31 protein-coding genes, 1 tRNA gene and 1 pseudogene are annotated in these 25,714 nt (G+C 58.5%); 14 read left to right on the plus strand and 19 right to left on the minus strand.

The window, feature by feature from the left end; genetic code table 11:
- The first annotated feature begins 210 nt into the window (after positions 1-210).
- Both RN346_RS07815 and RN346_RS07820 read left to right on the plus strand, forming a co-directional pair.
- On the plus strand, positions 211-2,127 hold the full coding sequence (locus tag RN346_RS07815; RefSeq protein ID WP_311962624.1) for an acetate--CoA ligase: 1,917 nt from the start codon (positions 211-213) through the stop codon (positions 2,125-2,127).
- A 122-nt stretch (positions 2,128-2,249) separates the two neighbouring features.
- Complete coding sequence (locus tag RN346_RS07820) at positions 2,250-2,609, plus strand: hypothetical protein (RefSeq protein WP_311960745.1); 360 nt, start codon at positions 2,250-2,252, stop codon at positions 2,607-2,609.
- 196 nt (positions 2,610-2,805) lie between these two features.
- On the opposite strand, the gene RN346_RS07825 is transcribed toward RN346_RS07820, so the two are convergent.
- The 6 genes and pseudogenes from RN346_RS07825 to RN346_RS17055 all read right to left on the minus strand — a co-directional run bounded on the left by RN346_RS07825 (position 2,806) and on the right by RN346_RS17055 (position 6,201).
- Positions 2,806-3,222: a DUF3617 family protein gene (locus RN346_RS07825; RefSeq protein ID WP_311962625.1), complete on the minus strand. Its 417-nt coding sequence runs from the start codon at positions 3,220-3,222 to the stop codon at positions 2,806-2,808.
- 99 nt (positions 3,223-3,321) lie between these two features.
- Positions 3,322-3,636, minus strand: a pseudogene (locus RN346_RS07830) (integrase core domain-containing protein); the annotation flags it as partial.
- Positions 3,632-4,708 (minus strand): hypothetical protein, encoded by a 1,077-nt coding sequence (locus RN346_RS07835; RefSeq protein WP_311962626.1) that lies wholly within the window; start codon positions 4,706-4,708, stop codon positions 3,632-3,634. The gene RN346_RS07835 and the pseudogene RN346_RS07830, both read right to left, overlap by 5 nt.
- A gap of 112 nt (positions 4,709-4,820) precedes the next feature.
- Positions 4,821-5,192 (minus strand): KilA-N domain-containing protein, encoded by a 372-nt coding sequence (locus RN346_RS07840; RefSeq protein ID WP_311962627.1) that lies wholly within the window; start codon positions 5,190-5,192, stop codon positions 4,821-4,823.
- A gap of 638 nt (positions 5,193-5,830) precedes the next feature.
- Positions 5,831-6,064: a DUF6246 family protein gene (locus RN346_RS07845; protein ID WP_311962628.1), complete on the minus strand. Its 234-nt coding sequence runs from the start codon at positions 6,062-6,064 to the stop codon at positions 5,831-5,833.
- Positions 5,959-6,201 (minus strand): terminase small subunit, encoded by a 243-nt coding sequence (locus RN346_RS17055; protein WP_409335797.1) that lies wholly within the window; start codon positions 6,199-6,201, stop codon positions 5,959-5,961. The genes RN346_RS07845 and RN346_RS17055 overlap by 106 nt, the downstream gene beginning before the upstream one ends.
- A gap of 153 nt (positions 6,202-6,354) precedes the next feature.
- Between RN346_RS17055 and RN346_RS07850 the strand changes: the two genes are divergently transcribed.
- Complete coding sequence (locus RN346_RS07850; protein WP_311962629.1) at positions 6,355-6,969, plus strand: hypothetical protein; 615 nt, start codon at positions 6,355-6,357, stop codon at positions 6,967-6,969.
- Positions 6,970-6,974: 5 nt separating this feature from the next.
- On the opposite strand, the gene RN346_RS07855 is transcribed toward RN346_RS07850, so the two are convergent.
- On the minus strand, positions 6,975-7,235 hold the full coding sequence (locus RN346_RS07855) for a hypothetical protein (protein WP_311960748.1): 261 nt from the start codon (positions 7,233-7,235) through the stop codon (positions 6,975-6,977).
- A gap of 323 nt (positions 7,236-7,558) precedes the next feature.
- Between RN346_RS07855 and RN346_RS17060 the strand changes: the two genes are divergently transcribed.
- Positions 7,559-8,029, plus strand: coding sequence for a site-specific integrase (locus RN346_RS17060; protein ID WP_409335798.1), 471 nt, complete (start codon positions 7,559-7,561; stop codon positions 8,027-8,029).
- A 39-nt stretch (positions 8,030-8,068) separates the two neighbouring features.
- On the opposite strand, the gene RN346_RS07860 is transcribed toward RN346_RS17060, so the two are convergent.
- A tRNA-Ser gene (locus RN346_RS07860) sits at positions 8,069-8,159 on the minus strand.
- A gap of 57 nt (positions 8,160-8,216) precedes the next feature.
- The gene (locus tag RN346_RS07865; RefSeq protein ID WP_263584179.1) at positions 8,217-9,923 is read right to left on the minus strand and encodes a potassium/proton antiporter; all 1,707 of its coding nucleotides are present in this window, start codon (positions 9,921-9,923) and stop codon (positions 8,217-8,219) included.
- Between the two features lie 145 nt (positions 9,924-10,068).
- On the opposite strand from RN346_RS07865, the gene RN346_RS07870 reads away from it, so the two are divergent.
- Positions 10,069-11,271, plus strand: coding sequence for an ABC transporter substrate-binding protein (locus tag RN346_RS07870; RefSeq protein WP_311962630.1), 1,203 nt, complete (start codon positions 10,069-10,071; stop codon positions 11,269-11,271).
- Positions 11,268-12,653 carry an exonuclease domain-containing protein gene (locus tag RN346_RS07875; RefSeq protein ID WP_311962631.1) on the plus strand — a complete coding sequence of 462 codons (1,386 nt, stop codon included), beginning with the start codon at positions 11,268-11,270 and terminating at the stop codon, positions 12,651-12,653. The genes RN346_RS07870 and RN346_RS07875 overlap by 4 nt, the downstream gene beginning before the upstream one ends.
- Before the next feature lie 3 nt (positions 12,654-12,656).
- On the opposite strand, the gene RN346_RS07880 is transcribed toward RN346_RS07875, so the two are convergent.
- Positions 12,657-13,463: an alpha/beta fold hydrolase gene (locus RN346_RS07880; protein WP_311962632.1), complete on the minus strand. Its 807-nt coding sequence runs from the start codon at positions 13,461-13,463 to the stop codon at positions 12,657-12,659.
- A gap of 31 nt (positions 13,464-13,494) precedes the next feature.
- Positions 13,495-14,163 (minus strand): 7-cyano-7-deazaguanine/7-aminomethyl-7-deazaguanine transporter, encoded by a 669-nt coding sequence (locus tag RN346_RS07885; RefSeq protein WP_263584175.1) that lies wholly within the window; start codon positions 14,161-14,163, stop codon positions 13,495-13,497.
- A 509-nt stretch (positions 14,164-14,672) separates the two neighbouring features.
- On the opposite strand from RN346_RS07885, the gene RN346_RS07890 reads away from it, so the two are divergent.
- The gene (locus RN346_RS07890) at positions 14,673-14,900 is read left to right on the plus strand and encodes a hypothetical protein (RefSeq protein WP_263584174.1); all 228 of its coding nucleotides are present in this window, start codon (positions 14,673-14,675) and stop codon (positions 14,898-14,900) included.
- Positions 14,901-14,964: 64 nt separating this feature from the next.
- Here RN346_RS07890 and RN346_RS07895 read toward each other — a convergent pair whose 3' ends face one another.
- Complete coding sequence (locus tag RN346_RS07895) at positions 14,965-15,138, minus strand: hypothetical protein (protein WP_263584173.1); 174 nt, start codon at positions 15,136-15,138, stop codon at positions 14,965-14,967.
- A 101-nt stretch (positions 15,139-15,239) separates the two neighbouring features.
- Between RN346_RS07895 and RN346_RS07900 the strand changes: the two genes are divergently transcribed.
- Positions 15,240-15,416, plus strand: a complete 177-nt coding sequence (locus RN346_RS07900) for a hypothetical protein (RefSeq protein WP_311960752.1) — start codon at positions 15,240-15,242, stop codon at positions 15,414-15,416.
- A 71-nt stretch (positions 15,417-15,487) separates the two neighbouring features.
- Here RN346_RS07900 and RN346_RS07905 read toward each other — a convergent pair whose 3' ends face one another.
- Positions 15,488-16,258: a dienelactone hydrolase family protein gene (locus tag RN346_RS07905; protein WP_311962633.1), complete on the minus strand. Its 771-nt coding sequence runs from the start codon at positions 16,256-16,258 to the stop codon at positions 15,488-15,490.
- Between the two features lie 203 nt (positions 16,259-16,461).
- On the opposite strand from RN346_RS07905, the gene RN346_RS07910 reads away from it, so the two are divergent.
- From RN346_RS07910 to RN346_RS07930, 5 genes are all read left to right on the plus strand, one after another.
- A complete protein-coding gene (locus RN346_RS07910; protein ID WP_263584170.1) occupies positions 16,462-17,142 on the plus strand; it encodes a Bax inhibitor-1/YccA family protein in 681 nt (226 codons plus the stop codon).
- 87 nt (positions 17,143-17,229) lie between these two features.
- Positions 17,230-17,619 carry a sulfurtransferase complex subunit TusD gene (tusD, locus tag RN346_RS07915; RefSeq protein ID WP_263584169.1) on the plus strand — a complete coding sequence of 130 codons (390 nt, stop codon included), beginning with the start codon at positions 17,230-17,232 and terminating at the stop codon, positions 17,617-17,619.
- A gap of 49 nt (positions 17,620-17,668) precedes the next feature.
- Positions 17,669-18,034 carry a DsrE family protein gene (locus RN346_RS07920; RefSeq protein ID WP_263584168.1) on the plus strand — a complete coding sequence of 122 codons (366 nt, stop codon included), beginning with the start codon at positions 17,669-17,671 and terminating at the stop codon, positions 18,032-18,034.
- A 25-nt stretch (positions 18,035-18,059) separates the two neighbouring features.
- Complete coding sequence (gene tusB / locus RN346_RS07925; protein WP_263584167.1) at positions 18,060-18,347, plus strand: sulfurtransferase complex subunit TusB; 288 nt, start codon at positions 18,060-18,062, stop codon at positions 18,345-18,347.
- Position 18,348: 1 nt separating this feature from the next.
- The gene (locus RN346_RS07930) at positions 18,349-18,699 is read left to right on the plus strand and encodes a TusE/DsrC/DsvC family sulfur relay protein (RefSeq protein ID WP_311962634.1); all 351 of its coding nucleotides are present in this window, start codon (positions 18,349-18,351) and stop codon (positions 18,697-18,699) included.
- A gap of 9 nt (positions 18,700-18,708) precedes the next feature.
- On the opposite strand, the gene RN346_RS07935 is transcribed toward RN346_RS07930, so the two are convergent.
- Both RN346_RS07935 and RN346_RS07940 read right to left on the minus strand, forming a co-directional pair.
- Positions 18,709-19,341: a helix-turn-helix domain-containing protein gene (locus RN346_RS07935; protein ID WP_263584165.1), complete on the minus strand. Its 633-nt coding sequence runs from the start codon at positions 19,339-19,341 to the stop codon at positions 18,709-18,711.
- Between the two features lie 91 nt (positions 19,342-19,432).
- On the minus strand, positions 19,433-20,386 hold the full coding sequence (locus RN346_RS07940; protein WP_311962635.1) for a histone deacetylase family protein: 954 nt from the start codon (positions 20,384-20,386) through the stop codon (positions 19,433-19,435).
- Between the two features lie 99 nt (positions 20,387-20,485).
- Here RN346_RS07940 and RN346_RS07945 point away from each other — a divergent pair, with 99 nt between their 5' ends.
- Positions 20,486-23,233 carry a bifunctional acetate--CoA ligase family protein/GNAT family N-acetyltransferase gene (locus RN346_RS07945; RefSeq protein ID WP_311962636.1) on the plus strand — a complete coding sequence of 916 codons (2,748 nt, stop codon included), beginning with the start codon at positions 20,486-20,488 and terminating at the stop codon, positions 23,231-23,233.
- A 59-nt stretch (positions 23,234-23,292) separates the two neighbouring features.
- Here RN346_RS07945 and pdxH read toward each other — a convergent pair whose 3' ends face one another.
- From pdxH to RN346_RS07965, 4 genes are all read right to left on the minus strand, one after another.
- Positions 23,293-23,937, minus strand: coding sequence for a pyridoxamine 5'-phosphate oxidase (pdxH, locus tag RN346_RS07950; RefSeq protein WP_311962638.1), 645 nt, complete (start codon positions 23,935-23,937; stop codon positions 23,293-23,295).
- Between the two features lie 71 nt (positions 23,938-24,008).
- Entirely contained in the window at positions 24,009-24,398 is a 390-nt protein-coding gene (locus RN346_RS07955; protein ID WP_263584161.1) for a DUF2069 domain-containing protein, read from the minus strand.
- Positions 24,395-25,018: an NAD(P)H:quinone oxidoreductase gene (gene wrbA / locus RN346_RS07960; protein WP_263584160.1), complete on the minus strand. Its 624-nt coding sequence runs from the start codon at positions 25,016-25,018 to the stop codon at positions 24,395-24,397. Before wrbA ends, RN346_RS07955 begins: the two co-directional genes overlap by 4 nt.
- Complete coding sequence (locus RN346_RS07965) at positions 25,015-25,599, minus strand: gamma-glutamylcyclotransferase family protein (RefSeq protein ID WP_311962639.1); 585 nt, start codon at positions 25,597-25,599, stop codon at positions 25,015-25,017. Before RN346_RS07965 ends, wrbA begins: the two co-directional genes overlap by 4 nt.
- Between the last annotated feature and the right edge of the window lie 115 nt (positions 25,600-25,714).

Here is a 25,714-nt window from a genome sequence, read left to right on the forward strand (position 1 = left end):
AATCAATAGTCGGTAAATTAGCGAATTTTGTCCAAATCGGCGTTTAACGCTGAGTCAATGATAGTAAATACAGCTGACTGTCGACAATTTTCACCATTTCGCACCCAAGGGTGCCGGATTATCCGATGGTTTAACGGCGAAGCTCCCGGTTTTGTGGTTAAAGTGTCAACAACAGGGGTTGACCGCTAACACAATAAAGACAGGGTGACCATGAGCCGCTATCACGCTACCCACGCATACTCCATCGAATCGCCCGCCGAGTTTTGGCAGGAGCAGGCCCAACGCATTCCCTGGAAGCGCTTTCCCGAGACCATTCTTTCCTGGGACGAACAGAGCCACGCCCGCTGGTTCGAGGACGGCACGCTCAACATCTGTTACGCCGCGCTCGATCACCATGTTGAAAAAGGCCGTGGCGAGCAGGTGGCACTCTACTACGACTCGCCGGTCACCGGCGCCCGGGAAGTGCTCACCTACCGTGCGCTGCGCGACCGGGTGGCCTACGTGGCCGGCGGGCTCGATAAGCTGGGCGTTGGCAAGGGCGACCGGGTCGTGATCTATATGCCCATGGTGCCGGAGGCGGTCATCGCCATGCTGGCCTGCGCGCGGATCGGCGCGGTTCACTCGGTGGTGTTCGGCGGCTTCGCCGCCAGGGAGCTTGCGCTTCGTATCGAGGACGCCGAGCCCAAAGTGGTGATCAGCGCTTCCTGCGGGATCGAGGTGAACACGGTGCTGCCCTACAAGCCAATCGTCGATCAGGCCATTGCCCAGAGCGTCTTCAAACCCGAGGCGCTGGTAGTGTTCCAGCGCGAGGCCGAGCGCGCCCCGTTGAACGAGGGCGAACACGACTGGCAAACTCTCGAGCAGAGCGGCGTGTTCGCCGAGTGCGTCGAGGTCGAGGCGACCCACCCGCTCTATATCCTTTACACCTCCGGCACTACCGGCAAGCCCAAGGGCGTGGTGCGCGATACCGGCGGCTACGCCGTGGCGCTTGCCTACTCCATGGAGGCGGTGTATGGCCTGGCGCCGGGGGACGTATGCTTTACCGCCTCTGACGTCGGCTGGGTGGTGGGCCACTCCTATATCGTCTACGGGCCGCTTTTGCGCGGCTGCGCAAGCGTGGTGTATGAGGGCAAGCCGGTAAAAACGCCCGACGCCGGCAGTTTCTGGCGCATCATCGATGAATACAGGGTGAAAAGCTTTTTCACCGCGCCCACCGCCTTTCGCGCGATCAAGAAGGAGGATCCGGAGGCGCTCGAGCGGCGCCGCTACTCGCTTGCGAGCCTTGAGCACGTCTTCGTTGCCGGCGAACGCCTCGACCCGCCAACGTTTCACTGGCTAAGCGACGTGTTGAACGTGCCGATCATCGATCACTGGTGGCAAACCGAAACCGGCTGGCCCATCGCCGCCAATTTGGCGGGCATCGAGCTCGCCCCGGCCAAAGCGGGTTCGGCAACCTACCCGGTGCCGGGCTTCAACGTCGAGATCATTGGCCGCGAAGGCGAAAAGAGCGCGGCGATGGAGGAGGGTAGCGTATTGATCAAGCAGCCGCTGCCGCCAGGCTGCTTGAGCGGTATCTGGCGCGACCCGGCGCGTTTTCACAGCGCCTACATGGCCGCGTTTCCCGGCTACTACCTGACCGGCGACGGCGGCTATTTCGACGACGACGGATATCTCTTCATCATGGGGCGCACGGACGACGTGATCAACGTGGCCGGCCACCGGCTCTCGACCGGCGAGATGGAGGGCGTGCTCGGTGCGCACCCGGCGGTGGCCGAGTGCGCGGTCATCGGTATTCATGACGACCTGAAAGGCCAGCGCCCGGTGGGGTTTGTGATTCCCAAGGACGGCTTCGACGGCGAAGAGGCCGCTTTGGAAGCCGCGCTCATTCAGCAGGTGCGCGAGACGATCGGCCCGGTAGCCGCGTTCAAGCAGGTGCTGATCGTCAACCGCCTGCCCAAGACCCGCTCGGGCAAGATTTTGCGCAAACTGCTGCGCACGTTGGCCGACGGCAAGCCCTATACCGTACCCTCGACCATCGACGACCCGACAAGCCTCGACGACGCCCAGGTCGCCATGTCTCGCCACGGCGTAGGGCGTGTCGATGAAGCCAGACCGGCGGAGCAGTAAGCCAGGCGCGGCCCTGAAGTGGCCAAGAGCAATATCCTGCAGGCCGGTAAGCAGGTAAAATCGCATGCTAAAGGATGCGAGCCAAATAGAGATCGTTTAAGCACACATGCGGAGTGAATGGGATGATGAAACCGGTAGGCTTGCTCGCGGCGCTGTTGCTGATGAGCGCGGCCCACGCTCAGGACAATCGCTACACCTTCGATGACATGGAGCAAACGGTGAACGAAGCCTTCGCTAAAGGAGTGGAGTGCCAGGCCAGCACCGATGAGGTGATGACGCCCGAGTGCGAAGCGTTCAGGGAGTTTCACATCGAGCGTTACTCCACCGGGCTTTTGAAATTCGGCCAGGAAATGAACACGGCTGATTACAACGTCTACGGCGGTATCAAGGAGTCACGGATCGATGAGATGTTTCGAAAAATCGATGAAATCGGCAAGATGGAAACGTTTATCGACTCGCTATCGCCGCGCTCAAGGATTTAAGCGAACGAGTCGCTAGCGGCCAGCGAGAGCCTGGCTTTTTCTTTGGTTACCCCTGGCCGATGCTGGCGCCTGACTCGGAATAGTGCCCCAGCGTTCGGGTATGACGCTGCGAATACCCTAAAAAGTGGGTCAGAAGAATAAAAGACATCAAAAAAGCCACTTCAATGGGCGGCCTTGAGTGGAGGCGCTGGCTGCGTTAACAGTCTTCTGAAACCCAATGGCTCTCTTGCGATGAGGTCATGGTGTCGACGTTTGTGACGTGAGTTCTCGTAGAGAAATGTTTATCGCTATGCCGTGTTGACGATATAGCGATATCGACATTCAAATCAGGCGTGAACTTTGAGGCTTTAACCTCCAGCGTGTCCGTATCATCCGAGATATCGATTTCTTGAAAGCCTTCTTCAGAGAAGTGTTGTCGTATAGTGGGCTTGAAATCCCGCGCTTCCTCCGCGGTGATGCATTGGTGTTCGATGTAGGTTCCTTGCTGTACTTCTGGAGGCGCTTCCCCTTCGATCGTGACCGTTGTTTCCCATAGGCCAGGTTTAACTTCAAAGGCCCCGGCTGGTAGAGAAACCACTACAAGCAATGAGCCAAGCAGGCATTTCTTCAGCATATTTCCTCCATACATAAATCAAAAAGCGCCATGGATAGCCCAAGTCGTGGGCGGCTTTAAGCGTGACGAGATTAGGCAGCTCAAACGCACGTGTAGTGCTCAAGTAATTAGGCCACTATTTTTTTGAGCTTTCCAATAGAGCCGCTCAGCCACATTGGGCGGCAGCCCATCATTATGCTTGTGGGGCCGGTGGTCACTGTAACAGCCGATTAGATAATCCGTGATTGACCGCTTCGCCGGGACAAAGCACGAATAACCGGTCTCCGATGTCCATTCCGTTTTCAAACTTCTGAAAAAGTGCTCTGTCGGGGCGTTATCCCAGTAGTTCCCTCGATGGCTGGGGCTCTGCGTGATCTGATATCGCCAGAGTAGCTGGCGGAATGCCAAGCTGGTGTACTGGCTCCCCTTGTTATTCGTCTTCGTCCTCTTCTTGGTTTTCTAACTCCTCGAGCTTATCACTCCAATCAGCAGGGCTATCGTATATCTCGCCGATGCTGATTAGTGTCCCGCGAATAAAATCGCCGTTATCATCGTTAAATACGGCTGAATATTCTATCTCGACGGATTTTCGAACGTTATCGGAAAAGGCCTCCATTAGGCGGTTTTCTTTTCTTGTGCCTAAGTAGCCCATGTCGTACTTGATCGTTATTTGTCGATCGAACTGTGGCGAATAAAAGGAAACTCTTACCTCCTGTCGAGAAACTAGGCGCTTCATTTGCTCAACAGTTACGATATCAGTGTAGGTTTCCGAGTCAGCCGATACAGGCATATCGTGAGTAATGCGTTCAATATCCTGCTCTTCTAAATTCTGTCCAGAGTAGTTTATGTGATCAGCATCACTGACAGAGTGAACAATCCCTCTGTGCCCCTCTTCTACATGACGACGAAAGCCGCTTATCGCCTGCTCAGCTCTTGGACTAGCGCTTGATACCTCGACAATAAGCTCGGCAATACTCTCGGTGTGATCGTAGGCGTCACGCTGCCGATCATTATTGATTTGTGCCATTTCTTGAGCGTGTTGATGCTCTAGATACGAATCAAAAGCAAAATACCCCGCAGTGATACCTGCTACGATTCCAATAGTTGCAATTTTCTGTCGGGGCGTCATGTCTTTGAATCCATCCCTGATGCTTTGAGCAATAGCTTCAAAAATCCTCTCAAAGCCCTTGGCGATTACATCTGAACAACCTTCTGTAATTTTGAAGGTGATCGAGTCGAAAAGAGCAATATCTTCTTTTTTCAGACGCTGAAGGTTGCTGGTGCCATACTTGATTTCAGCATAGCCACGCTTCAAATCGTAGACAAAATCATAAAGAGACTTCGCCAGGTCGGGCGTGATAGTGCTGTGATACTTGTCACCCTCAATCTTAATCTGAAGCGTTGGCCACTCCGAGAAATCGAGTCTATCGATATCATGAAGCGAGCCATTTTCCAGAAGCTCGAAAATCTGGCCCATGCCATTCAGTACAATTCTGTCATCTACCATGCCGCTCCCCAGCGCTAAATTTTATTCGCTCAGGGTATCGCGAAGGTGATGGCGGCGCTAGCCTTCGACGCATACCGCAGGCGGCGAAGTAGGCTAGGCGTAGATTGGTTGGCTATGCTTGGCGATCCCGTATAGGCAGACTCATTTGCAGCTGATCGCGCCAATATTCAGCCCTCGCCTCAAATATTGGCTTCTGCCAACGGTGAACAGCCAGTTCCTCAACCCAGCGAGCAAAGGCAACTCCCATTCTAGGGTGAAGCCATGTGACGCCATACCTCCCGCGCTGGGACCTAATTAAATACCCGGAATCAAGGGTATTGAGAAATCGAGCCAGTGAATCCATATAAAGCTGCATTCCGATGTTTTCCAGCCAGTGTTCCAAGCGCTTGCCAAAATGCTTAGCAATGTCGGTCGCATTAATCCAGCCATCAACGTTGAACCGGAATACCTGATCCTGATACAGGAAGGGGATAACGTTTTTCATTGCGGGCTTCCCTTGAGTAAAAAACTCTGTTGCCCAAAAACGTCAGCCCCTAGTGGGTCCACCGACCGCTGCCAACGTTTCTCCAAGGCTCTTTCTGAAAGGTTCTAGGGATTGATCACATCGGGCATGGCGCACAAAAAAGCTGTCTCAGTGTGCGGCTGCTGGCAAATGTTGAAGATTTGCTAATACTGGTAGGGCGTGTGTCCGCACGCTCAACTAGGAGGATATTATGTCTAAATGGCCAGATAACAAAGGCAAGGCGTGGTCTAAGCAAGATGTCGCCCAGCTAAAGAAATTTGCAAAAGACAACACGCCGACAAGGGTCATTGGGTTAAAGCTTGGTAGAACGGAAGACTCCGTTTACTCAAAGGCCCAGCAGGAAGGGATTAGCCTAAAACCGACTAACCAGTCTCCTTATAATAGGAAGAAGTAATTTCATTCCATAGCTCGTATGCATGCCGCTCCTCGTCAATAGACCTGAAGTTATGACCGGCGAGGGCGGTTCACGATTCATGGTTTTCGAGGAGTTCTAAAGACTGCCTTTGACGAGCTTGGGCTGCTCTTTGATGCGCTGCCGAAACTGAATAATGTGTTCGACCGCCGCCGCCGCCTCCTCGGTCGGCTGCTCCGACTTCTTGCTATCTGCTTCCGGAAACTTGGCATCCATCGCGCTGAAACTTGATCATGGTCAAAGACCAGACTTCGCGGGCGGATAGTCCAAGATGCGTCTGTACGGCGGCCACGAACTCGGCAGAGTCGAAGGCGTTCATCGGTTTGCCACCACCCTTACGCGGCTTGGGCGCGCCGACAATACCGGCCACTGCCAGCCCGGCGCCCAGCACATAGACGTTTTGCAGCGGCAGTGTGGCCATGACATACCCCGGCCTGCGGTCTTCTTGCTGTACCCGGCACGGATCGCAGTTTGAGTTGCGCTAATGTCAATAATGTACTCATCAACGAAACGAGACTGCCGGGCTGTCAGCGCGGCAGCACTTATGGCAGTCTTCATGGTTTTCCTAATATTCAAACAGCCATGCAATGAAGGCTGGCTTAGTTTTATGAGGTAGGCACGATGGGGGAAAGTTACCTGCAAGTCTTTGTGGCTTCGCTGCCAGTAATAGGGGCTCTAATAACGTGGATCACTCATTCTCGAAGCTACAAATTGACCCAAAGCAATATCCAAACGAATTTCAGGCTGAAGATCTTTGACTTTTGGTTATTACACCAAAATGAAGCTGTACTGTCAGACGATCCTGATAAGCAGTTGAAGCATCTATTCTACCTCTACTCGGGTAAAAGCGTGGATGGTCGTCTCGTATGGGCCGCATTACGTGGACATCCTGACCCGGAGGCTCTTGAACGGTTGCCTTTAGCTTATACTGATGTAGAGGTGGATGAGTCTTCAGGATTAATACGTCAGAAACAGCCGCCTTGGAAGATCGACGGCAAGGAGGCCGTCCTTTTCATATTCTACTTCCTTGCTGCAGCGTGCTGGGTGTTTCTTTTAGGCCCTTGGCCTGGATGGGTTTACCAAGAGCCTGAGGCGATAAGCTTTGGGCGGAAGATTGGCGTTGCCGCAGTTGTCATATTAGTAAACGCTGTCTTCTTGATGTACGTAAGGTATTGTTTCCATTTCATGGGTAAAGCGAGAGCTGTGAGACTGCTGACCCAGACTAAGCGCATGAAGATAAGGCACTCGATTCGTCTCTGGTGGCTTAATTTATTTCAGAGGATTAAAAGGCTTTCCTGTTGGTTTAGGAAGCGAGATTCACTCTGAAACAGCTATTTCTGAATGTACTGGTAGATTTTTTGTGGGGCACGGGCCTGCTTTTTCGCGACTTGGCCTTGCTGCCAAGTAGTAATGCCGTGTTCGGCGGTTTGGCCGGCAATATACCCACCCACGCCCAACTTCATCAGATTCCAAAGCGCTTCGGGCACGGGCAGCGTGACCCCGGCGCCGAACATTGCGCTCAGGTAGGGCGCGATGAGGTAGTTGTTCGCCACGATGGTCAGCATCAGAATCGGGCGCCAGTTGCGCTGCATCCAGCTTTCGCCGGCGGCCTCGCCCAGAATTACCTACATCGGGCTCTTAAGCGCGCTGTTCTCCCTATCGATGAGCTGGGTCTCGTACTTAAGTCTAGAGGCTTCTTCCTTGTCCGTGATGGAGTGGGCACTGCCCACCCAACCAAGGCGGGGACTCAAGGAGCTGCCCGTGCGTGTTCGCTGGATTACGGAGTCAGATGCTGATCGACTAATCAAAGCCGCGCGTACGACTCGAGAGGGCGACTGCCTTGCTGACTTTATCGTGCTGGCACTGAATACTGGCGGCAGAAAAAAACGAGTTGCTCAAGCTCGAATGGCGGCGAGTGGACTGGGAGAACGCGTTGATAACGCTGGAGCCGGATGACATCAAGTCAGCGAAGCGGCGAACCATACCGCTAAATGATAACGCGATGGTCGCCTTGAAGCGACGATACCGGTACAGCCAAACGTATCGCGCGGCATCGCCCTGGGTTTTCTGCAAGCGTGATGGCAGCCGTTACGTTTACCCGAAACCGGTGTTCAAGAAGGCATGGGAGAAGCCGCGGATTGTTGATTTCCGGATTCACGACTTGCGATATACCTGCGCTAGCTGGTTGGTTTCCAAGGGAGTGCCGTTGGCTGACGTCAAAGACGTGCTGGGCCACTCCACGATCAACATGACTGAGCGGTATGCCCAGCTGGCAACTCACCGGGCGAGGGATGTCGTAGCTAGACTGGGATCACGTTCCAGTCACGCTGGATCACCGGTAGGGAATACTGAAGAGTTGATGGTTAGGAAAGGCGAAGGGCAGTAACGAAAAAAGCCCCGTAGAAACGGGGCTTTATAATCGATTTGGCGGAGGGACAGGGATTCGAACCCTGGATAGGCTATTAACCTATGCCGGTTTTCAAGACCGGTGCATTCAACCGCTCTGCCATCCCTCCGGCTTATGGGTGCGTATACTACCACTATTTCCTTGGAAGTCAACGCCTTTGGCCAAATTAGTAAAGCCTTAGGCCGACGCGGGTGATATTGCCACCCTGCATTTCGCTCACGACCCAGTGGATGCCGTGCCAGTCGATGTCGTCGCCGACCACCGGGTGGCCGCCCACGCGCAGCGAAACGAATTCCGCCAGGCTCATTTCCTGTTCGCCGGGACTCAAGGTCAGCCCGTAGGCCTGGGCGATGTCCCGCATGTAAGCGCTGCCTTCCAGAGTGAAGGTACCGAAGAAAGCGCGCTCCTGCTTGAGCTTGGCGTCGCCGTTGAACAGCCGGTTGAGCGCGGTCAAATCTTCCGACCGACCGATGACGCAGATCACATCCTCGAGTTTCAGCCGGGTGTTGCCCTTGGGGTGGAGCATGACGTGATTACGAAACAGCGCCGAGATGAGCGCACCGGAAGGGAAGCGCAGCAGGCGGATCGGCACGTCCTCGAGATCCTGGTTTTCGACCACGTAGACGAACATCTCGAAGTCGTTCTCCGGCAGAATGCCCAACGGCCCGCGCCGGTTGGGCGTCGTGCCGGCGGGCACCTGGATCTTGAGCCAGCGGGCGACCAGCGTGAGCGACCCCCCTTGGATCAAAAGCGACATCAGCACTACCGCAAAGGCGACGTTGAAGTAGAGCGAGGCGTTCTCCACGCCGCCGATCACCGGAAAGATCGCCAGCACGATCGGCACCGCGCCGCGAAGCCCGACCCAGGCGATGAAGAACGTCTCGCGCCAGCGAAACTTGAAAAACGGCTTGATGGTGATGAACACCGCCAATGGGCGAGCGATGAAAATCAGCGCCAGCGCCACCAGCCCCGCCGGCAGGATGACCTCGACCAGCTGGCTCGGCGTAACCAAAAGCCCCAGCACCAAAAACAGGCCGATCTGGCTAAGCCAGGCCAGGCCGTCGTGGACGGGCAGGATGAAGTTCAAATGCCGCCCCGGCTGGTTGCCGATCATTAGCCCCGCCAGATAGATCGCCAAAAAGCCGCTGCCGCCGAGAACGCTGGTCAACCCGAAGACGCTAAAGCCCAGCGCCAGAGCCAGCATGGCGTAGAGCCCCGGCGCCAGGTCGAGCCAGCGCAAGAGCTTCGCAGAAAGCCAGCCGCCGCCCAGGCCCACGACCAGGCCGATGCCAAATTGCGAAACGAAGAATACGAGGGTTTCGACGATGCCGCCCATGTCGCCGACGAGCAGCTCGACCAGCATCAGCGTGAGAAAGATCGCCATCGGATCGTTGGTACCGGACTCGATCTCGAGCGTGGCGCTGACCCGCTCGTTGAGGCTGACCCCGCGGCCGCTGAGCATCGAAAACACCGCCGCCGCGTCGGTGGAGCCGACGATCGCCCCGACCAACAGGCCTTGAATCAGGCTGAGCTGAAACACCCACATGGCGATGATGCCGACGATGGCGCTGGTGATGAACACCCCGGCGGTGGCCAGCGACAGCGCCGGTTTGAAGCCGACCCTAAAAGTTTTGAGGCGAGTGCGAAGCCCGCCGTCGAGCAGAATCATCGCCAGTGCCAGGTGGCCGATGACGAAGGCCATGCTGTAGTCGTCGAATACGACGCCAAGCAACCCCTCTTCGCCGGCGAGCATGCCCAGCCCCAGAAAGATCAGCAGCAGCGGAACGCCAAACATTGATGAGAGCCGGCTGGCCAGAATGCTCAGCGTCATGAGAATGCCGCCGATCAAAAAAAAGGTATACAGTGCGTCCATGTCTCTCCGTCTCTACATCAATGCCGCTCTATTATTGCACGCCCCCCGCTATTTTACTGCGCCTTAAGGCTTTATGGCGGGCCAGGGCTGGTCAGGGCCGGCGGCCACCCGCTACACTCCGGCTTCACGCCCCTGGAGTGTAGCGATGCCTCACCTGACTATCCGCCGGCAAGCGCGCTTGCTGTTCGCCGGTGCGTTTTGTCTATTGTTTTTTTCCTGGCCGGCGCTGGCCGCAGAGGGGGAGGCGGGGTCTGATCAAGATGCGGGGGCTGTGTCGCTCGAAAGCGAGGTCATGCTACCGCCCGAGCTATGGCCCGACGCCGCCCCCCTGGCCCGCGATGAAAGCACCGCCGGCGCCGAGCCTCGAGCCGCGCCGCCGGCTCAGTCCGAGCCGGTGCCTTCGGCCACCCTTGCGCTGCCGCCGCCGCTTGATCCGCCGCCGCTGACCGAAGTGACGGTCATGCTGGACTGGTACCTGAGTCCACAGCACGCCATGCTTTTGATCGCCCAGGCGCGGGAACTGTTCAAGGCGCAGGGGCTGGCGGTAGAGCTTTTGAGCCCGGCGGACCCGACCATTCCGCTCAAGCTATTGGTGGCCGAAGAGGTGGACCTGGCGCTGACTCGCCAGCCCATACTGCATCTGCAGGCACATCAGGGCGAGCCTCTTACGCGGGTGGGAACGCTGATCGAAACGCCCTTGAACGCGGTGATCGTGACCGGCAGCGTTGCCGAAACGGACGACGTTGCCTTGCTGGCCGGGCGCGATTACGGCTTTTCTACCCGAGAAGGCGAGACCATCGTAGCCGAGCGGCTCATCCCTCAGTCGCTGCGTCAAACCGATGGCTTCAAGGCGCCGGTCAATGTGCACTTCGACGCCGCCGCTGCCGTGGTGCGCGGTGACGCCAACGTGATCGCCGACGGCTACTTTGCCTCGCTTCCCCAGCAGCTCGCACCTGAGGGGATCGAGAGCCACGTCATTCGTTTTGAGGAGATTGACATTCCCCGTCACGATGGCGTCATCGTCGTGGCCAACAGCCAAACGCTTGGTCGCCATGGCGCGACCTGGGCGCGCTTCATGAGCGCCGTCGAGCAGGCGAGCCACTGGATGATCGAAAACCCCGAAGCGTCCTGGACGCTGGTCGCCGAGCAGCACCCCATTCTCGATAATGCGATCAATGAGGCGAACTGGGAGTCGCTTCTGCGCCGCCTGTCGTTGAGCCCGGCGGCGGTGAACACGCGCCGCTACCAGGCGTTTGAGACCTACTTGCAAAAGCGAGGCCTTATCGAGGAGACGTTACCGGTATCGCGGCTGGCGGTCGACCCGCACACGCTGGGCGCAGAGCCATGAGCGAACCCGCCCTGACGTTTATCGACGTGGAAACCACCGGTACGAGAGCCACCCGCGATCGCATCACCGAAATCGCCGCGCTGAAGGTGGTTGAAGGGGAGATCGTCGATCGCTGGGTGAGCCTGATCGACCCGGGCACCAGCATTCCGCCGTTCATCTCGAAGCTTACTGGCATTCACGACGATATGGTCGCCGACGCCCCGCGTTTCGAGACGATCGCCGAGGCGTTCAAAACGTGGCTTGGTGAGAGCTGTCTGGTGGCGCATAACGCCCGCTTCGACGCGAGCTTTTTGCGCAACGCCTTCAAGCGCGCCGGGCTCGACTATCGCCCCCGGCTGATGTGTACCCTGCGTATCTCGCGAAGGCTCGAACCCGAGCAGCGCCAGCACAACCTGAAAAGCCTGCTCGCGCGCTTCGATATTCAGACCGCGCGCGCCCACCGCGCCGAGGACGATGCCGAGGCGCTTTGGCGGCTGTGGCAGGCCTGGCAGCAGCGCTTTCCCGCCGAGCAGTGGCAGGCCGCTACCGGTCAGGAGCGAGAGCACCGCAACCTGCCAGCGCATCTCGACAGCGCTCTGGTGAGCGAGCTCCCGCCGCGTCCTGGAGTGTATCTCTTCTATGGCCACAATCGGCTGCCGCTTTACGTGGGTAAAAGTATCAACCTGAAAAATCGGGTGAAGGGGCACTTTCAGCGCGACCACCAGGACGACAAGGCGATGCGCATGCTCCAGCAGATTCAGCACATCGAGTGGGAGGAGACCGCCGGCGATTTGGGCGCCCAGCTCCGCGAGGCGCAGCTGATCAAGGAGCTGATGCCGATCATGAATCGCCAGCTACGCCGTCAGGGCGGCCTGAAAACCTGGTTCTGGCCCGACGGCGAACACGTGCCGACGCTTGCCGGAAGCGCCGTACTGATCAGCTCGGCGCCGGGCGAGCGTTTCGGGCTTTTTCGCCACGCGCGCGAGGCCAAACAGGCGCTCAAGACGATCATCGAGGAGCACAAACTCTGCCCGCAGGTGCTGGGGCTCGAGAAGGGAAAAGGGCGCTGCTTTGCCAATCAGCTCGGCAAGTGCGCCGGCGCGTGCTGTGAGAAGGAGTCGCTCGAGGCACATACCCAAAGAGCGCAGGCGGCACTCGAGCGTTTGAAGGTGAGTGCCTGGCCCTGGCCCAACAGGATCGTCATCCGCGAAAAAAGCGTTCATACCCGTAAAAGCGCCTATCACACGGTGGATCACTGGTGCTACCTCGGCAGCGCGGTGTCGCTTGCCAAGGCCAGACGGCTCGATTTCGAGGCAGTTCAGTTCGACGTGGATACCTATCGCATCCTGAACCGCTTTTTGCGAAGCCCCGAGGAGCATGGGCTAAGCATCACGCCGCTCTAGGCCTTATTTATCCTCTTCATTCATGAAAGCGCTGACCGCTTGCTGGAACGCCTCGGGCTGGTCGGCGTGCAGCCAGTGGCCCGCCTCTTTTAGCGTGATCACTCGCGCGGTCGGCAGCATCTCTTTCAAGGCCGGGATCATGTCATCGGTGACGTAGTGTGAGTCGGCGCCGCGCAGCACCAGCGTTGGGCCCTGGTAGGGCTCTTCGCCGGCGGGCAGGCCGATGATGGCGTCATAATCTGCCTGAATCTCGTCGAGGCCCACGCGCAGCGACATCTGTTTGTCGTCATTGCGCACCAGATTGGTCGCCAGAAAGAGTCGAGTAGGGCGAGCGCTAACGTGCTCGGCCATGACCGCATCGGCACGCTTGCGATCGGTAGGTTTGGCTTCGCGCACCGCGTTCAAGGCGCTAAAAACGTCGTCGTGGCCGTGGTCGTAGCGCACCGGGGCGATGTCGCCGACGATCAATGATGCCGTAAGCTCCGGCGCCAGCCGCGCCAGGCTGATGGCGACTTTGCCGCCCATCGAGTGACCCAGGATGTGTGCCCGCTCGATCTTCTCCTTTTTGAGCAGCGCAATCACGTCCTGACTCATCGCCTGGTAGTCCATGCCGTCGGCGTGGGGGGAGCGGCCGTGGTTGCGAAGATCCACCGCTAGCACTCGGCGCTGCTGTTGCCATACCTTCAGGTGCGAGCGCCAGTTGTCGGCGCTACCGAGAAGGCCGTGCAGCACGACGAGCGGCGTTTTGTCGGGGTCAGCGCCTTCGAGGGCCTCGATGAAATGAAGATCAACCGGAGTAACGCGGCTCATTGAGCCTCCTTGATGGGCACGTTTTTTTGAATCAGGCGACTCGTGGGGCGCGGTCGCGCTGTCCTGTCCAGACCACGAGACGCCGGGTTAGCCAGGCCAGCAGCAGGCCGTACAGCGGCAAAAAGAACAGCAGGCTGATGGCCAGCTTGATCGCATAGTCCACCGCGGCGATTTCCACCCAGTGGGCCGCCATGAACGGGTCCGGGCTATTGTAGAAAGCGGTGAAGAAAAAGGCGAACGTGTCCGCCAGGTTGCCCAGTACCGTCGAGAAGACCGGCGCGACCCACCAGGCCCACTGGCGCAGCCGGTCGAACACCTGAACGTCGAGCAGTTGGCCGAGAAAGTAGGCCAGAAAGCTTGCCAGTGCGATGCGCGCCACGAACAGGTTCCACTCACCAAGCGCGCCGATGCCGGCGAAGCTTCCTTGAGGGAAAATGACCGATACCACGTAGGAGATCGCAAGCGCCGGGAACATGACACGCAAGATGATCGACCGCGCCGGCCCCTTGCCGAACAGGCGAACGGTCAGATCGGTGGCCAGAAAGATGAATGGAAAGCTAAACGCCCCCCAGGTGGTGTGAAACCCGAAAAGCGTGAAAGGTAGCTGAACGAGGTAGTTGCTGGCGGCAATAACGCCAATATGAAACAGCACCATGATCAGAAGGCAGCGGCGGTGCTGAGCGTCGGTCAGTGCAAACATGTGAACGGCCTTTTTAATAGCAGGAGGGGTTAGGGAACCCTCTGATAGGCGCAAGCGCCGGGGCCGCGCATTATACGCAAACCCCCGGCCAATTAAAGCGGATGCCTCTTTTCGAGGCTTGCTCTTTTTGGCAGGTGCTCCCTTGTTTCCAAACTGCGGCTATACGCCGCGTCCTGCAGGCGTGGCAAGGTGGTTATTCTTGAGCATCGAAGCCTGTGGCCAAGCGCGCTAATAAACCTCGAAAAGCGAGATGTTGGCGAGTAAAACCAAAGGTGTTGAGTTGCCGCTGACTTTATCGGGCGGTGGCATCGAGGGTTATCTATAAGATTGAATTAGAAAGATAGTTGAATAGACGCGACCGTGGATGATGGGCGACACTCGCTTGAATACCGCGATAAAAAATGGCCGGAACCACTCACACCGCGTCAGCGGTGATTGAGGTTATTTTCAGGAACCTATTGGCACTTGGCGTGTTCAATATCATCAGGTGGTCAGGAAAGGAGAAACCAATGAAGCATCTTGAGAAGTGCGAGCAGTGTGGCAAGGAGTATGACCCCTCTGAACCCAAGGGAGCGCCGGAAGACCCGGACAATTGCGGTAGCTGCGGCGCCGACATCAAGCCCAAAGGGCGTCATTCGAGCTTTCTGGTCGATGACAGCAACGAAGAAGACGGCGGCGAGCACAGCCTTGAAAAAACGTTGAGAGAAGCCTCTCACAAGGCCGACACAGACGATTAAACAAAAACGGTTCAGCTTAAGCTGAACCGTTTTTTTATGCGGTCGAGGCGTTTAGATGCGTAGCCTAGTAGGTCGCCTCCGTACGTGAGCCGCGCAGGCAGTCGCCATAGTGCATGGTATCACCAAGCTGTTCTGCCTGTTTACGACACTCTGCCGAGCGCGAAGAGCTAGTGCCAGAGGCGCAGCCGGCGCTTACCAGCATGATGGCCACCAGACCCAGAGCGAACATGGACTTCATAACTTTCTCCTGACATTGACTTGTTTAACACCGTGCGATGATAGCAGTCCTGCCTCTCTTTGGGCATTGGCTGTATGCATACGAACCCGCAAGGAGGACCGATGGATAAAATCTATGCCTGGGATGTCAAGCGCGAACGCATCGTATACCGCGTTCCCGGACAAACCCTCGAGGACGGCCGCGAGGATAGCGATCTACACCCGGTTTGGCTGCCCGCCGAAGCCGACGACCTGCCCGAGGGCGTCGAGATCGAGGATTTGCGGGAGGTCGAAAGCTGAAAATCCCGCCCCTAATGAGTTCCAGAAAAAGGGGCAGGCATCGATGGGCAGGCGTTTCTAACACGCTTGGCTCAAAGCATTTCCTCGAGCCACTGCTGGAACGTGGCCCAGGAGCGTTGATCGGCGCGTTCGTCATAGCGGTCGCTGCCAAAAACGCTAAAGGCGTGGGGGGCTCCAGAGTAGATGCCGATCTCATAGGTGATGTTGGCCTCTTCGAGCTCTGAGGCCAGCGTTGCAACATCGTCCAAACTCACCATTTCATCAGCGCCGCCGTGAGCGATAAAAATCGGCGGCGTATCGCTTGCGTAGGACTGACCCTCGGGCGTATCCAGGCCGCCGTGAAAACTCGTGTAGGCGGCGATGTCATCGGCTTCACCGGAGCGTGCCATCTCAAGCGCCACGGTGCCGCCGAAACAGTAGCCCATAATGACGGTTGCGCTTGCCGCACCCTGCTCGCGCGCCTGCGTCAAGCCTGCCAGCGTCAGTTCGCGCATCCGCTCACGATCTTCGTATAGCGCGCTGGTAGCGGCCTGCTTCGCTTCCACTTCCTGGGGGCGGTTACCCTGACCGAAGAGATCCACCGCGAACGCATCGTAGCCCTGTTCGGCTAGCATGTCGGCGCGCTCGCGCTCGTAGTCGTCGACGCCGTCCCAGTCGTGGACGATCAATACGCTGCCTTTCGACTCGCCCTGGGCTTCAACGAAATAACCTTCGAAGCTCTCGTCACCGACCTGGTAGGTAACGTCTTTCCCTTGAGGGTCAAAGCCAAATGCCTGGGTACTTAGAAGAACTGCAACAGTCAGCGCGTTGAGTTTCAGGATACGATGAGTGGATAGCGTCATGGTGACTCCTTTTATCAGGTGTAAGTAGAGCGAATAAACTCGCATTTATTCGGGGCGTGGTATATCCATGAAGTTAGCATAGACACATTGCGTTGAATCTTCGTCCAACGATGAGCTTTTTTTGAATTTGAAGGGCTTGCACCGGGAACTACGTCACGGCATGCTTGTCCGTTGTTAGTACGACTACCAGGGAGTTTATAACCATGGCGTTCAACGATTCGCACACCGTACGACCGCAGCAGGATCAGGCGGTTAGCGGCGCTAGAGCCAACAAGGTACTGCGTAATACCTACGCACTTTTGGCCATGACGCTGCTGTTCTCGGCCGTTACCGCTGGCGCTTCTGTCGCGCTCGGCGTACAGCAGATGAACATTTTCGTCTTCTTCATCGGCGCTTATGGGCTGATGTTTTTGGTGCATAAAACCGCCAACTCCGCCGCTGGGCTTCTGGCCACGTTTGCCTTCACCGGTTTCATGGGCTTTACCCTTGGCCCGATCATCTCGGCCTATCTGACGCTGCCCAACGGCGGTGCGCTGATCATGAACGCGCTGGCCATGACCGGCCTGACCTTCATCGGTCTTTCCGCCGTCGCGCTGATGACCAAAAAGGACTTCAGCTTCCTTGGCAACTTCCTGATGGCGGGCGCCATCGTGCTGATCCTGGCCATGGTGGCTGGACTGATCTTCCAAATTCCGGCGCTGTCATTGATGGTTTCTGCCGGTTTCGTACTTTTCGCCTCGGCGGCGATTTTGTACCAGACCAGCGAGATCGTTCACCGCGCGGGCGAAACCAACTACATTCTGGCGACCGTTACGCTCTATGTCTCCATTTACAACCTGTTCGTAAGCCTTCTCTCCATTCTGGGCATCATGAGCAGCGACTGATTTTTTGGTCGACCCGCTACCCAAACAGACCCTACTTCGGTAGGGTCTGTTTTTTTATAGGCAGTTCATGCCCGCAACGAGAGCGAAATGAAATACGGACTACTGGTGACCGGCGCACCCTATACGAGCCCGGCACCGCATTCGGCGCTACGCTTCGCCCACGCCGTAATCGACAGGGGCCACACGCTAATCGGCGTGTTTTTCTATCAGGATGGCGTGCACAATGCCTCGTCGCTAATGAGCCCGCCCCAAGATGAGCTTAATTTAAGAGAGGCGTGGGCAGCGCTCAATCGTGATCACGCCACGGCGCTTGACGTATGCGTGGCGGCGTCGCTTCGCCGAGGCGTGCTCGACCGAGCCGAGGCCAAACGCCATGGTCTGACCCAGCACACGCTTGAAGCGCCCTTCGAGCTCACGGGGCTGGGCCAGCTTTTGACGCTGCAAAAAAGCTGCGACCGATTCATTACCTTCGCCTGACGCTTCACTCCCCGAGCGTGATTCCCGAACTCTCCACTCGAGGCAAACGATGACCGAGCACCCCGCCCGCCTGATTACGCTAAGAAGCGCCCCCTTTGCGTCCAACGCGCTCAGAGAAGGCCTTGACGTGGCGCTGGTGGCCGCGGCGTTCGGTGAGCCGGTCACGCTTTTATTCGCCGGCGAGGGCGCTTTGGCACTACTGAAATCGCAACAGGCCGGTGCGCCGGGGCAGAAGGCCGTGCTACCCACGCTCGAGATGTTAGAGATGTACGATATCGAGGAACTGCTGGTGCCCGAAAGCAGCCTGGTAGAGCAAGGGCTCGACGCCGGTCTGCTGATCGATGCCGCGCGAGTGATTTCTGAAAGCGAGCTGGCCGCGCTTTATCAGCGCGCGCGAGACGTTCTTCATTTCTGATGGTTGCCGATATTAAAGAGGACGCATGCTGCATATCTTGAATCAGCGGGTCGATGCGAATTGCGCAACGAACATGCTGCGCGTGGTCGCCAAAAGCGACGAGGTCGTGCTGATCGAAAAAGCCGTTCAGGCGTGCCTGAAGCCTGAGTGGACAGGGTTCGAGCAGTGCAAGGGCCGGGTATATTTACTCCAGGAAGACCTGGCGTCACGAGGGCTCATTGATGTCGCCAAGCGGCAGACGTTTTCCATAGTGGACATGGCAGGATTTTTAGCGCTCTCGGAGCGCCATGAACAGTGTGTGACTTGGTATTGATATGAAAGATGAAAATTTATACCGTTATCTTGATTGCAACGAAAATCTGAAACTGGATCCTGAAGGATATCTGGTGGATCAAAAGTCGTGGAACAATGAGGTTGCCGAGGCGTTGGCGCGTGATGAAGGGTTGGCGCTGACGCCGGCACATTGGGAAATCATTGCCGTCGTGCGGGAATTCTACGCTCGTTTTGAGATGGCACCGGCCATGCGTGCGCTGGTCAAGGCCACGCGCCAAGCGCTGGGTGAAGAGAAGGGCAATTCGCTTTATTTGATGTCGCTTTTCCCGGAAAGTCCGGCGCGGCGCGTGGCGCGCTTGGCCGGGCTCCCCAAACCGACCAACTGCCTTTGAGAGCCGGGGCTAGATCAAGTCGCCCCGCGTACATACGGACAGTACCACCGCATCCTCGACGCTGGTCGATACCAGCGCGTGGCCCATGTCGCTGTCGAAGTAGATGCTGTCGCCCTCGGTGAGCGCCTGCGGGGCGTAGAACTCGCTGTAGAGCAGTATGTCGCCTTCCAGCACCATCAAAAACTCCTCACCGTCATGGCGTACCCACTGCTGGTACGCCTCGAAACTCCGCGCCCGCACGACCGTCTTGAAAGGTATCATGCGCTTTTGCGCCAACTGGTGGCCCAAAAGCTCGTGTTCATAAGTCGGGGTAGGGTGAAGCTGTCCTTTACCCTTGGGCGTCAAGTCACGCCGGCCCATGGTGTAATGTTCGCGCTTGGGCGGGGTGAATAGTTGGGGCAGGTCGATGGCAAGCCCGGAGGTGAGTTTCTGGACGACGCTAAACGTCGGCGAGACCTGGTCGTTTTCGATTTTTGATAGCGTCGAGCGGGCGATGCCGGTGCGACGGCTGACGTCTTCGAGTGTCCAGGTATTGGCCAGGCGAATCTCCTTGAGCCTGGCGCCCAAGCGCAGCGGCTCGACGAACTCCTTGCGCCCCGATGCGATCCTTAAGGCCGCGTGCTCGTCATACGTCTCGGTCATGAATCAGCGCCGTCCTGTTTGCCTGTCGTTACCATGATCAAGGCGCCATGTTAACACGATTGCCTTTTATACCGTTTCCATGCACGGTCTTTCATGCGCCAGCCCCGGGAGCGGCCTCGAAAGGTAGACCCAATAGTGCCTTGAGATGCGCGCTGCAGCCGCTGGCCAACGACTTCGGGTTGTAGCCGCCCTCGAGAACAGACACCAGTCGGTTTTCAGCGTAGAGTTTTGCAATCTCCATGGCCTGGCACGTGATCCAGTAGTAATCCTCATCCTCGAGCTCGAGCTCGCCCATGGGGTCGTCGCGGTGGGCATCAAAACCGGTGGAGAGCAGTACCAGATCCGGCTTGAAGTCGTGTAGCGCGGGCAGCCATTGCTGCTCGACGGCCGATCGAAAGCCTGCGCTTTTGGTCCCCGCCTCCAGCGGCGTATTGACTACGTTTGGCCACTCGCTTTTGAGATAGCGCCAGGGGTAGAAGGGAAACTGGTAGCTTGTGCAGATCAACACGTCTGGGTCGTTTTTGAAGATATCGATGGTGCCGTTGCACTGGTGAACGTCGAAATCCAGAATCGCGACGCGCTTTGCGCCGTAATGTTCGCGGGCGTGGGCCGCGCCAACGGCGACGTTGTTGTAAAAGCAAAATCCCATGGCGTCGGCGGCCTCGGCGTGGTGGCCTGGCGGGCGCACGGCGCAGAACACGTTGTCGGCCTGACGCTTGAACACCTGGTCGATGCCCTTGACCACCGCGCCCGCTGCCACCCGGGCGGCTTTGAGCGTATCCGGGTTCATCAGCGTGTCGCTATCAAGCGATGTGAGGCCTTGCTCGGGGAGGCAGCGCTCCAGCGCCTCGAGATGGCGCTTTGCGTGAACCCGCGCAAGCGCTGCCGGCTCGACTTCCCTGGCTTCGCCCTGCATGGTTTGCTGCAAGAGCCCATCCAGCAACAGGCGCGCCCGTATGGCCTCGAGCCGCGCAGGGCTTTCCGGGTGGTCCGGGCCCATGTGGTGCAACACGCAGTCGGGATGGGTAAGGTAGGCGGTAATCATGCAGGCGCTCCATTCAATGTCAGGCTACCTTAATCGCTATGAGTGCGTGCGCGACACTGATCATAAGTCGTACATGAAATACCCCCAGGAGATGCGTTCGTGAGCACCCGCTTTTTACATCACTTTTTCGAGCCGCAAACGATCGCCGTCTTTGGCGCCTCTGAAAAGCCGGAGTCTCTGGGCGGGCTGGTGCTCGGCAATCTTCAGGAGGGTGGGTTCAAAGGTAAACTTTGGGCGGTCAATTTAAAAGGCTACGACGAGGTTTTCGGCGTTCCCTGTTTCAAAGGCGTCGATGAGCTTCCCGAGCCGCCGGGGCTTGCGGTGATCTGCTCGCCGGTGGAAGGGGCACCCGGGCTCATCGAAAAGCTCGGTCGCAAGGGCGTCAAGGCGGCGCTGGTACTCTCGGGCGGGGCGTATCTCGATCGCGAGCAGGGCAGCGAAGGCTCGATTCGAGAGCAAATGCTTCAGGCCGCTCGTGTCTCGGGCATTCGCGTGCTGGGCCCGGAGTGCATGGGGCTGATCGTGCCCAGCAAAAAGCTCAACGCCTCCTACGCCAGCCAGCCGGTCAAGCCCGGGCGGGTGGCGTATCTGGGCCAGTCCGGGATGCTCGCTAACGCCATGATCGACTGGGCGGCGGGGCGCGAAGTAGGCTTTTCTCACCTGATCAGCGTGGGTGATAGCGTCGATGTGCTGCTGCCGGATCTGATCGACTACGTGAACCAGTTCTCGCCGGCCCAGGCCATCTTGCTCCACCTGGAGCGTATCAAGGACGCGCAGCACTTCATGACGTCGGTACGCGACGCCTCGCGTAACCGGTTGGTGCTGGCGATCAAAAGCGGGCGAACGCCGGAGTCGGATATCTCCGGTATGGCGCCGACGCCGGGTATCACCCACCGGGACGTGGTGTTCGATGCTGCCTTCGCCCGTGCCGGCGTCGTGCGCGTCAACGATTCCGACGAGCTCTTCGACGCGCTGGAGACGCTTTCACGCATGCGCCCGCTGCGCGGCGACCGCCTTGCGGTGGTCTCCAACGGCCTTGGCCCGGCGATGCTCGCCATCGACAAGCTCATAAGCGCCGGCGGCACACTCGCACGCTTTAGCGATGAAACCCAGACCGCGTTGACCGAGCGTAAGGTCGATCGCAGCAAGCCCGGCGAGAACCCGGTGGATCTGGGCGGCAATGCCACCCCCAGGCGCTTCGTCGAGGCACTGGAGATCGTCACCGCCGACCCTAACGTGGACGCGGTACTGGTCGTCCATGCGCCGACCCGCCTGGCGCCGTCGGTCGAAACCGCCCAAGCGCTGATCGACAGCCGCAAACGCTTCAAGCGTAACCTGCTGACCAGTTGGATGGGCCTCAAGGAGGCGCTCAAAGCGAGAAGCACGTTTAGCGCCGCGGGTATTCCTACCTATATTTCGCCGGAAAAAGCGGTCAAGGCGTTCATGCACATGGTCGACTACCAGCGGGTACAGGCGCTTTTGCACGAGATTCCGCCCAGTTTGACCTTCGACACTCGCGCCGCTGACCGTCAGGCCTGCCGGGAACTGATCGCGAAAGCCAAGGAACAGCGCCGCTACACGCTCACCCACTCGGAAACCGCGACAGTGCTCGAGGCCTACGGTATCCCCACCGCGCCGAGCGTCTATTTGCAAAACCCGAGCGATGCGCTCAAGGAGCAGGGGCACTTCGCCGGCCCCAAGGCTCTAAAGGTGGTACACGATGGCAACTGCCACCCGTACCGTTACCGCCGCCACCCGCACAAGATTTCTGCCGGGCTGCTGCAGGATCTGGTCACCCCAAGCCAGGTCGCCGAAGGCGTTCAGCGTCTGGGCGACAAGGTGCGCGAGAAGTTTCCCGAGTACACCATCCAGGAGTACTGCCTGCAGCCCATGCAGCGCGGCAAACACTCGATGCAGATCTGTGCGGGCATCACCCGTGATCCGGTGTTCGGCCCCTTGATCGTGTTCGGTATCGGCGGCTACAAGGTGAACGTGTTGGCGGATCGCCAGGTGGCGCTGCCGCCGCTCAACATGAGTCTGGCCGCGGACATGGTGGGGCGCACCCACGCCGCCTCGCTGATTCGCGAACACTCGGGCGAGGCGGAGCGCGATATCGAGCGGCTCTGCCAGTTGCTGGTCAAGCTTTCGCAGATGGCTTCGGATCTGGTTGATCTGCGCGGGCTCGAGCTCAATCCGCTTTTGTTGAACCGCGATGGGCTGCTCGCGGTCGATTTCGCCATGGATCTGGGCCCGCCGGCGCGCTTTGCGATCATGCCGTATCCGGAGGAGCTTCGTGAGTGGGTTACGCTCAAAAACGGTTGGCAGGTCGAGGTGCGCCCGATTCGCGCCGAGGATGCACCGCTGATTACCCGCTTTCACACTCGGCTTTCCGAGGAGAGCATCCGGTTTCGCTACTTCCACAACAAGTCGAACCTGTCCCAGCGAGATCTGTCGATCCTTTCGCACATCAACTACGACCGCCAGATGGCGTTCATCGCCGAGCACCAGCACGATGACGGTAGCAAGGAGATGCTGGGGGTGGTACGGGTCTACAACGACGCCGACAACCTGCGGACCGAGTTCTCGATCATCGTGCGTGACGATCTGCAGGGGCTGGGAATCGGTAAGCTATTGATGGAAAAGATGATCAGCTACTGCAAGAGCGTGGGCACCATCGAAATGATCGGCAAGATCATGATGGATAATCATCCGATGCGCGCGCTGATGAAACATCTGGGGTTCACCAGCCGCTACAACATGGACGAGCAGGTGATCGACGCCGTCCTACGCCTCAACGAGCCGGACAGCGATTGGCAGCGCCATCGCCTTGAAAGCCTGCCGGATTGAGCTGCATCAAAACGCCCTTGGCAGCCCAGGGCGGGCAGGGGCGTTTGTCGATGCGGGTATCAAGGCGCGAGGCGAAAGCGGCTCCAGGGGCCGTCGTCCTGGCGCTCGAAGCGTATCCGATCGTGCAGGCGGCTGGGTTGGCCCTGCCAGAACTCGATCATGTCCGGCTTTATGCGATAGCCGCCCCAGTGGATCGGCCGCGGTATCGTTTGGCCATCGTAGGCATGCTCAAAACGTACCTGGCGCTCCTCGATCCATTTGCGATCCGGGATCACCACGCTTTGGGTCGCGATCCAGGCGCCCAGCTGACTACCTCGCGGCCGGCTCTGAAAGTAGGCGTCGGACTCTTCAGGCGCGACCTGCTCGACTGCGCCCTCGACCCGTACCTGGCGAGAAAGCCCCGGCCACCAGAACGTTGCCGCCGCGAAGGGCACATTGGCAAGCTCGCTCCCCTTATGGCTGTGGTAGTTGGTGTAAAACGTCAACCCTTGGGCATTGACGCCTTTTAACAGCACCACGCGGGCGTGAGGACGGCCCTGGCTGTCGGCGGTGGCCAGCGTCATGGCGTTGGCGTCCTGGCCATCGCTTTCGAGAGCGGCCTCTAACCACTGGTCGAAAAGCGTGAAGGGGTCGTCCGGCATGGCGGCTTCTTCCAACAGCCCGCCTTCGTAGTCACGCCGAACATCGGCAATATTACGGTTCATGATCGCTGCTCCCTGAAGCGTGGTTGAGTGTCGTTATTTTAACGGGTGTCGTCGTTTTTTCATCGAGCCGGTCAGCGCGACACCTTTCGCGCGCCAAACCGGGCATAGCCCAGCGAGCCGAAAAACAGCGCGGCAGCGGCGGCGATTTCAAGCGCCCCGCGCAGAAACTGCCCGGTGGCCGCGGCAAACATCACGCCCTGGGCGATATACAAAAGGCTGACGAAGGCGAGCCAGGCATGGCCCCGGGGCCGCTTGCCGATGATCGACGGCAAAAAGAGCAACAGCGGCAAAACAAAAGCCAGTACCGGGCGCCAGCTGTACTCGTCGCCCTGGACCTGAAAACCGCGCAGCATCACAAGCCCCAGCAGTACCACGAAGCTGATCAACACCAGCCGGCGCGTTTTTTGGCTCAGCGCCTCGCGCCCGTGACGGCGCTCCAGATCGAGAAGCCACTGCCTCATGAGGACGCCTCGCGAAGCGCCTCTAGCGCCACCGCCAGCCGCGCCACACGTCTGCCCTGGGCGACGCACAGGGCGCGCTCGTGCTCATCGATCACGCGATCGCTGCGCCCACCCGCCACGTGGCTCGCCCCATAGGGCGTGCCGCCGGTTTGGGTCTCGATCAATTCGGTTTCATTATAGGGGATGCCCGCGTAGACCATGCCGTGGTGCAAAAGCGGCACCAGCATGGTCAAAAGCGTGCTCTCCTGACCGCCGTGCATGCTCGAGGTCGAGGTGAAGCAGGTGGCGGGCTTGTCGATCAGCGCGCCGTTCATCCAGAGATTGCTCGTGGTATCGAGAAAGTATTTGAGCGGGGCGGCCATGTTGCCAAACCGGGTAGGGCTTCCCAGTGCCAGGCCGCTGCAGTGGCGCAGATCCTCAAGGTCGGCGTAAATGGCGCCTTCTTCCGGCACCTCGCTTTCCACGGCTTCGGTCGTGGGCGAAACCGAAGCCACCGTGCGAAGCCGCGCCTTGATACCCGCCACGCTTTCGACCCCCGCCGCGACCTGGCGCGCCATCTCCCGCGTGGCGCCGGAGCGCGAATAGTAAAGCACCAGAATATAGGGGGTGTTGTCGCTCATGAGGTTTCCTTGAAAAGCCGAGTCTTGGCGCGCGGATCAGTTGCGTCGTTTGCCGCCGGCCAGTGGTAACCCGGCAGGTCCGGGGCGCCTGAACCGGCAAGCACCATTCGCTTATATCCTACCAGAGCCTGCTCGTTGGGCGCAGCCGCGTTGGTTGACGCCTCATTGGCCAAGCGCCGGTAAACCCAGGCCACCTCGCCGCTTTCGAGCTCGACCTCTTCACGGCGGTAGCGAACGCCCAGCCGCTCATAGCGGTCGAGTCGCGAAAGCTGCTGGGGCGTAACGGTTAGCAGAAGCCCTTGAACCGTGCCCTGCGGGGCCGGCGAAAGGTCGAGGCCATTTTTGGTGAAGCCTTTTAGTGCGTCGGCTTGCGCTTCGCCACCGGTATGCATCACCACCCAGCGCACCGGAGCAAAACGCAGCGTGCCGTAAACGAACACCTGGTGGCTTCGCTGCTCGATAGGCGCAATATGGGCCGGGCGCTCGTAAAACCAGGGGCTTAGCATGGTCATCCAGAGCCACATCGCCACGCCCAGCACGACGAGTAGCCCCAGGGCCAACCCCCTTTTTATCCAGATCATGTTCTATCCTTGTAGTGTCCGCCGTCCCTGCATGATGCAAAACGTGTCATGCAAGATAGTCCTTGAAAAGAGAGCCCTTAAGCCCGGCGCCGCTTTATGCCAGGATATCGATTGC

This window comes from Halomonas sp. PAMB 3232, assembly GCF_031954225.1.
Classification (GTDB): Bacteria; Pseudomonadota; Gammaproteobacteria; order Pseudomonadales; family Halomonadaceae; genus Vreelandella.

Coding starts and splice junctions, on each gene's coding strand:
- RN346_RS07835 (WP_311962626.1), bottom strand. CDS start 4,708: ATGGTAGATGACAGAATTGTACTGAATGGCATGGGCCAGATTTTCGAG.
- RN346_RS07840 (WP_311962627.1), bottom strand. CDS start 5,192: ATGAAAAACGTTATCCCCTTCCTGTATCAGGATCAGGTATTCCGGTTC.
- RN346_RS07845 (WP_311962628.1), bottom strand. CDS start 6,064: ATGGCCACACTGCCGCTGCAAAACGTCTATGTGCTGGGCGCCGGGCTG.
- RN346_RS07865 (WP_263584179.1), bottom strand. CDS start 9,923: ATGGACGCACTGTATACCTTTTTTTTGATCGGCGGCATTCTCATGACG.
- RN346_RS07905 (WP_311962633.1), bottom strand. CDS start 16,258: ATGACGCTATCCACTCATCGTATCCTGAAACTCAACGCGCTGACTGTT.
- tusD (WP_263584169.1), top strand. CDS start 17,230: ATGAAATACGGACTACTGGTGACCGGCGCACCCTATACGAGCCCGGCA.
- RN346_RS07900 (WP_311960752.1), top strand. CDS start 15,240: ATGGATAAAATCTATGCCTGGGATGTCAAGCGCGAACGCATCGTATAC.
- tusB (WP_263584167.1), top strand. CDS start 18,060: ATGCTGCATATCTTGAATCAGCGGGTCGATGCGAATTGCGCAACGAAC.
- RN346_RS07825 (WP_311962625.1), bottom strand. CDS start 3,222: ATGCTGAAGAAATGCCTGCTTGGCTCATTGCTTGTAGTGGTTTCTCTA.
- RN346_RS07935 (WP_263584165.1), bottom strand. CDS start 19,341: ATGACCGAGACGTATGACGAGCACGCGGCCTTAAGGATCGCATCGGGG.
- wrbA (WP_263584160.1), bottom strand. CDS start 25,018: ATGAGCGACAACACCCCCTATATTCTGGTGCTTTACTATTCGCGCTCC.
- RN346_RS07815 (WP_311962624.1), top strand. CDS start 211: ATGAGCCGCTATCACGCTACCCACGCATACTCCATCGAATCGCCCGCC.
- RN346_RS07855 (WP_311960748.1), bottom strand. CDS start 7,235: ATGCAGCGCAACTGGCGCCCGATTCTGATGCTGACCATCGTGGCGAAC.
- RN346_RS07820 (WP_311960745.1), top strand. CDS start 2,250: ATGATGAAACCGGTAGGCTTGCTCGCGGCGCTGTTGCTGATGAGCGCG.
- RN346_RS07910 (WP_263584170.1), top strand. CDS start 16,462: ATGGCGTTCAACGATTCGCACACCGTACGACCGCAGCAGGATCAGGCG.
- RN346_RS17055 (WP_409335797.1), bottom strand. CDS start 6,201: ATGAAGACTGCCATAAGTGCTGCCGCGCTGACAGCCCGGCAGTCTCGT.
- RN346_RS07870 (WP_311962630.1), top strand. CDS start 10,069: ATGCCTCACCTGACTATCCGCCGGCAAGCGCGCTTGCTGTTCGCCGGT.
- RN346_RS07895 (WP_263584173.1), bottom strand. CDS start 15,138: ATGAAGTCCATGTTCGCTCTGGGTCTGGTGGCCATCATGCTGGTAAGC.
- RN346_RS07940 (WP_311962635.1), bottom strand. CDS start 20,386: ATGATTACCGCCTACCTTACCCATCCCGACTGCGTGTTGCACCACATG.
- RN346_RS07930 (WP_311962634.1), top strand. CDS start 18,349: ATGAAAGATGAAAATTTATACCGTTATCTTGATTGCAACGAAAATCTG.
- RN346_RS07965 (WP_311962639.1), bottom strand. CDS start 25,599: ATGATCTGGATAAAAAGGGGGTTGGCCCTGGGGCTACTCGTCGTGCTG.
- pdxH (WP_311962638.1), bottom strand. CDS start 23,937: ATGAACCGTAATATTGCCGATGTTCGGCGTGACTACGAAGGCGGGCTG.
- RN346_RS07920 (WP_263584168.1), top strand. CDS start 17,669: ATGACCGAGCACCCCGCCCGCCTGATTACGCTAAGAAGCGCCCCCTTT.
- RN346_RS07885 (WP_263584175.1), bottom strand. CDS start 14,163: ATGTTTGCACTGACCGACGCTCAGCACCGCCGCTGCCTTCTGATCATG.
- RN346_RS07890 (WP_263584174.1), top strand. CDS start 14,673: ATGAAGCATCTTGAGAAGTGCGAGCAGTGTGGCAAGGAGTATGACCCC.
- RN346_RS07875 (WP_311962631.1), top strand. CDS start 11,268: ATGAGCGAACCCGCCCTGACGTTTATCGACGTGGAAACCACCGGTACG.
- RN346_RS07955 (WP_263584161.1), bottom strand. CDS start 24,398: ATGAGGCAGTGGCTTCTCGATCTGGAGCGCCGTCACGGGCGCGAGGCG.
- RN346_RS07880 (WP_311962632.1), bottom strand. CDS start 13,463: ATGAGCCGCGTTACTCCGGTTGATCTTCATTTCATCGAGGCCCTCGAA.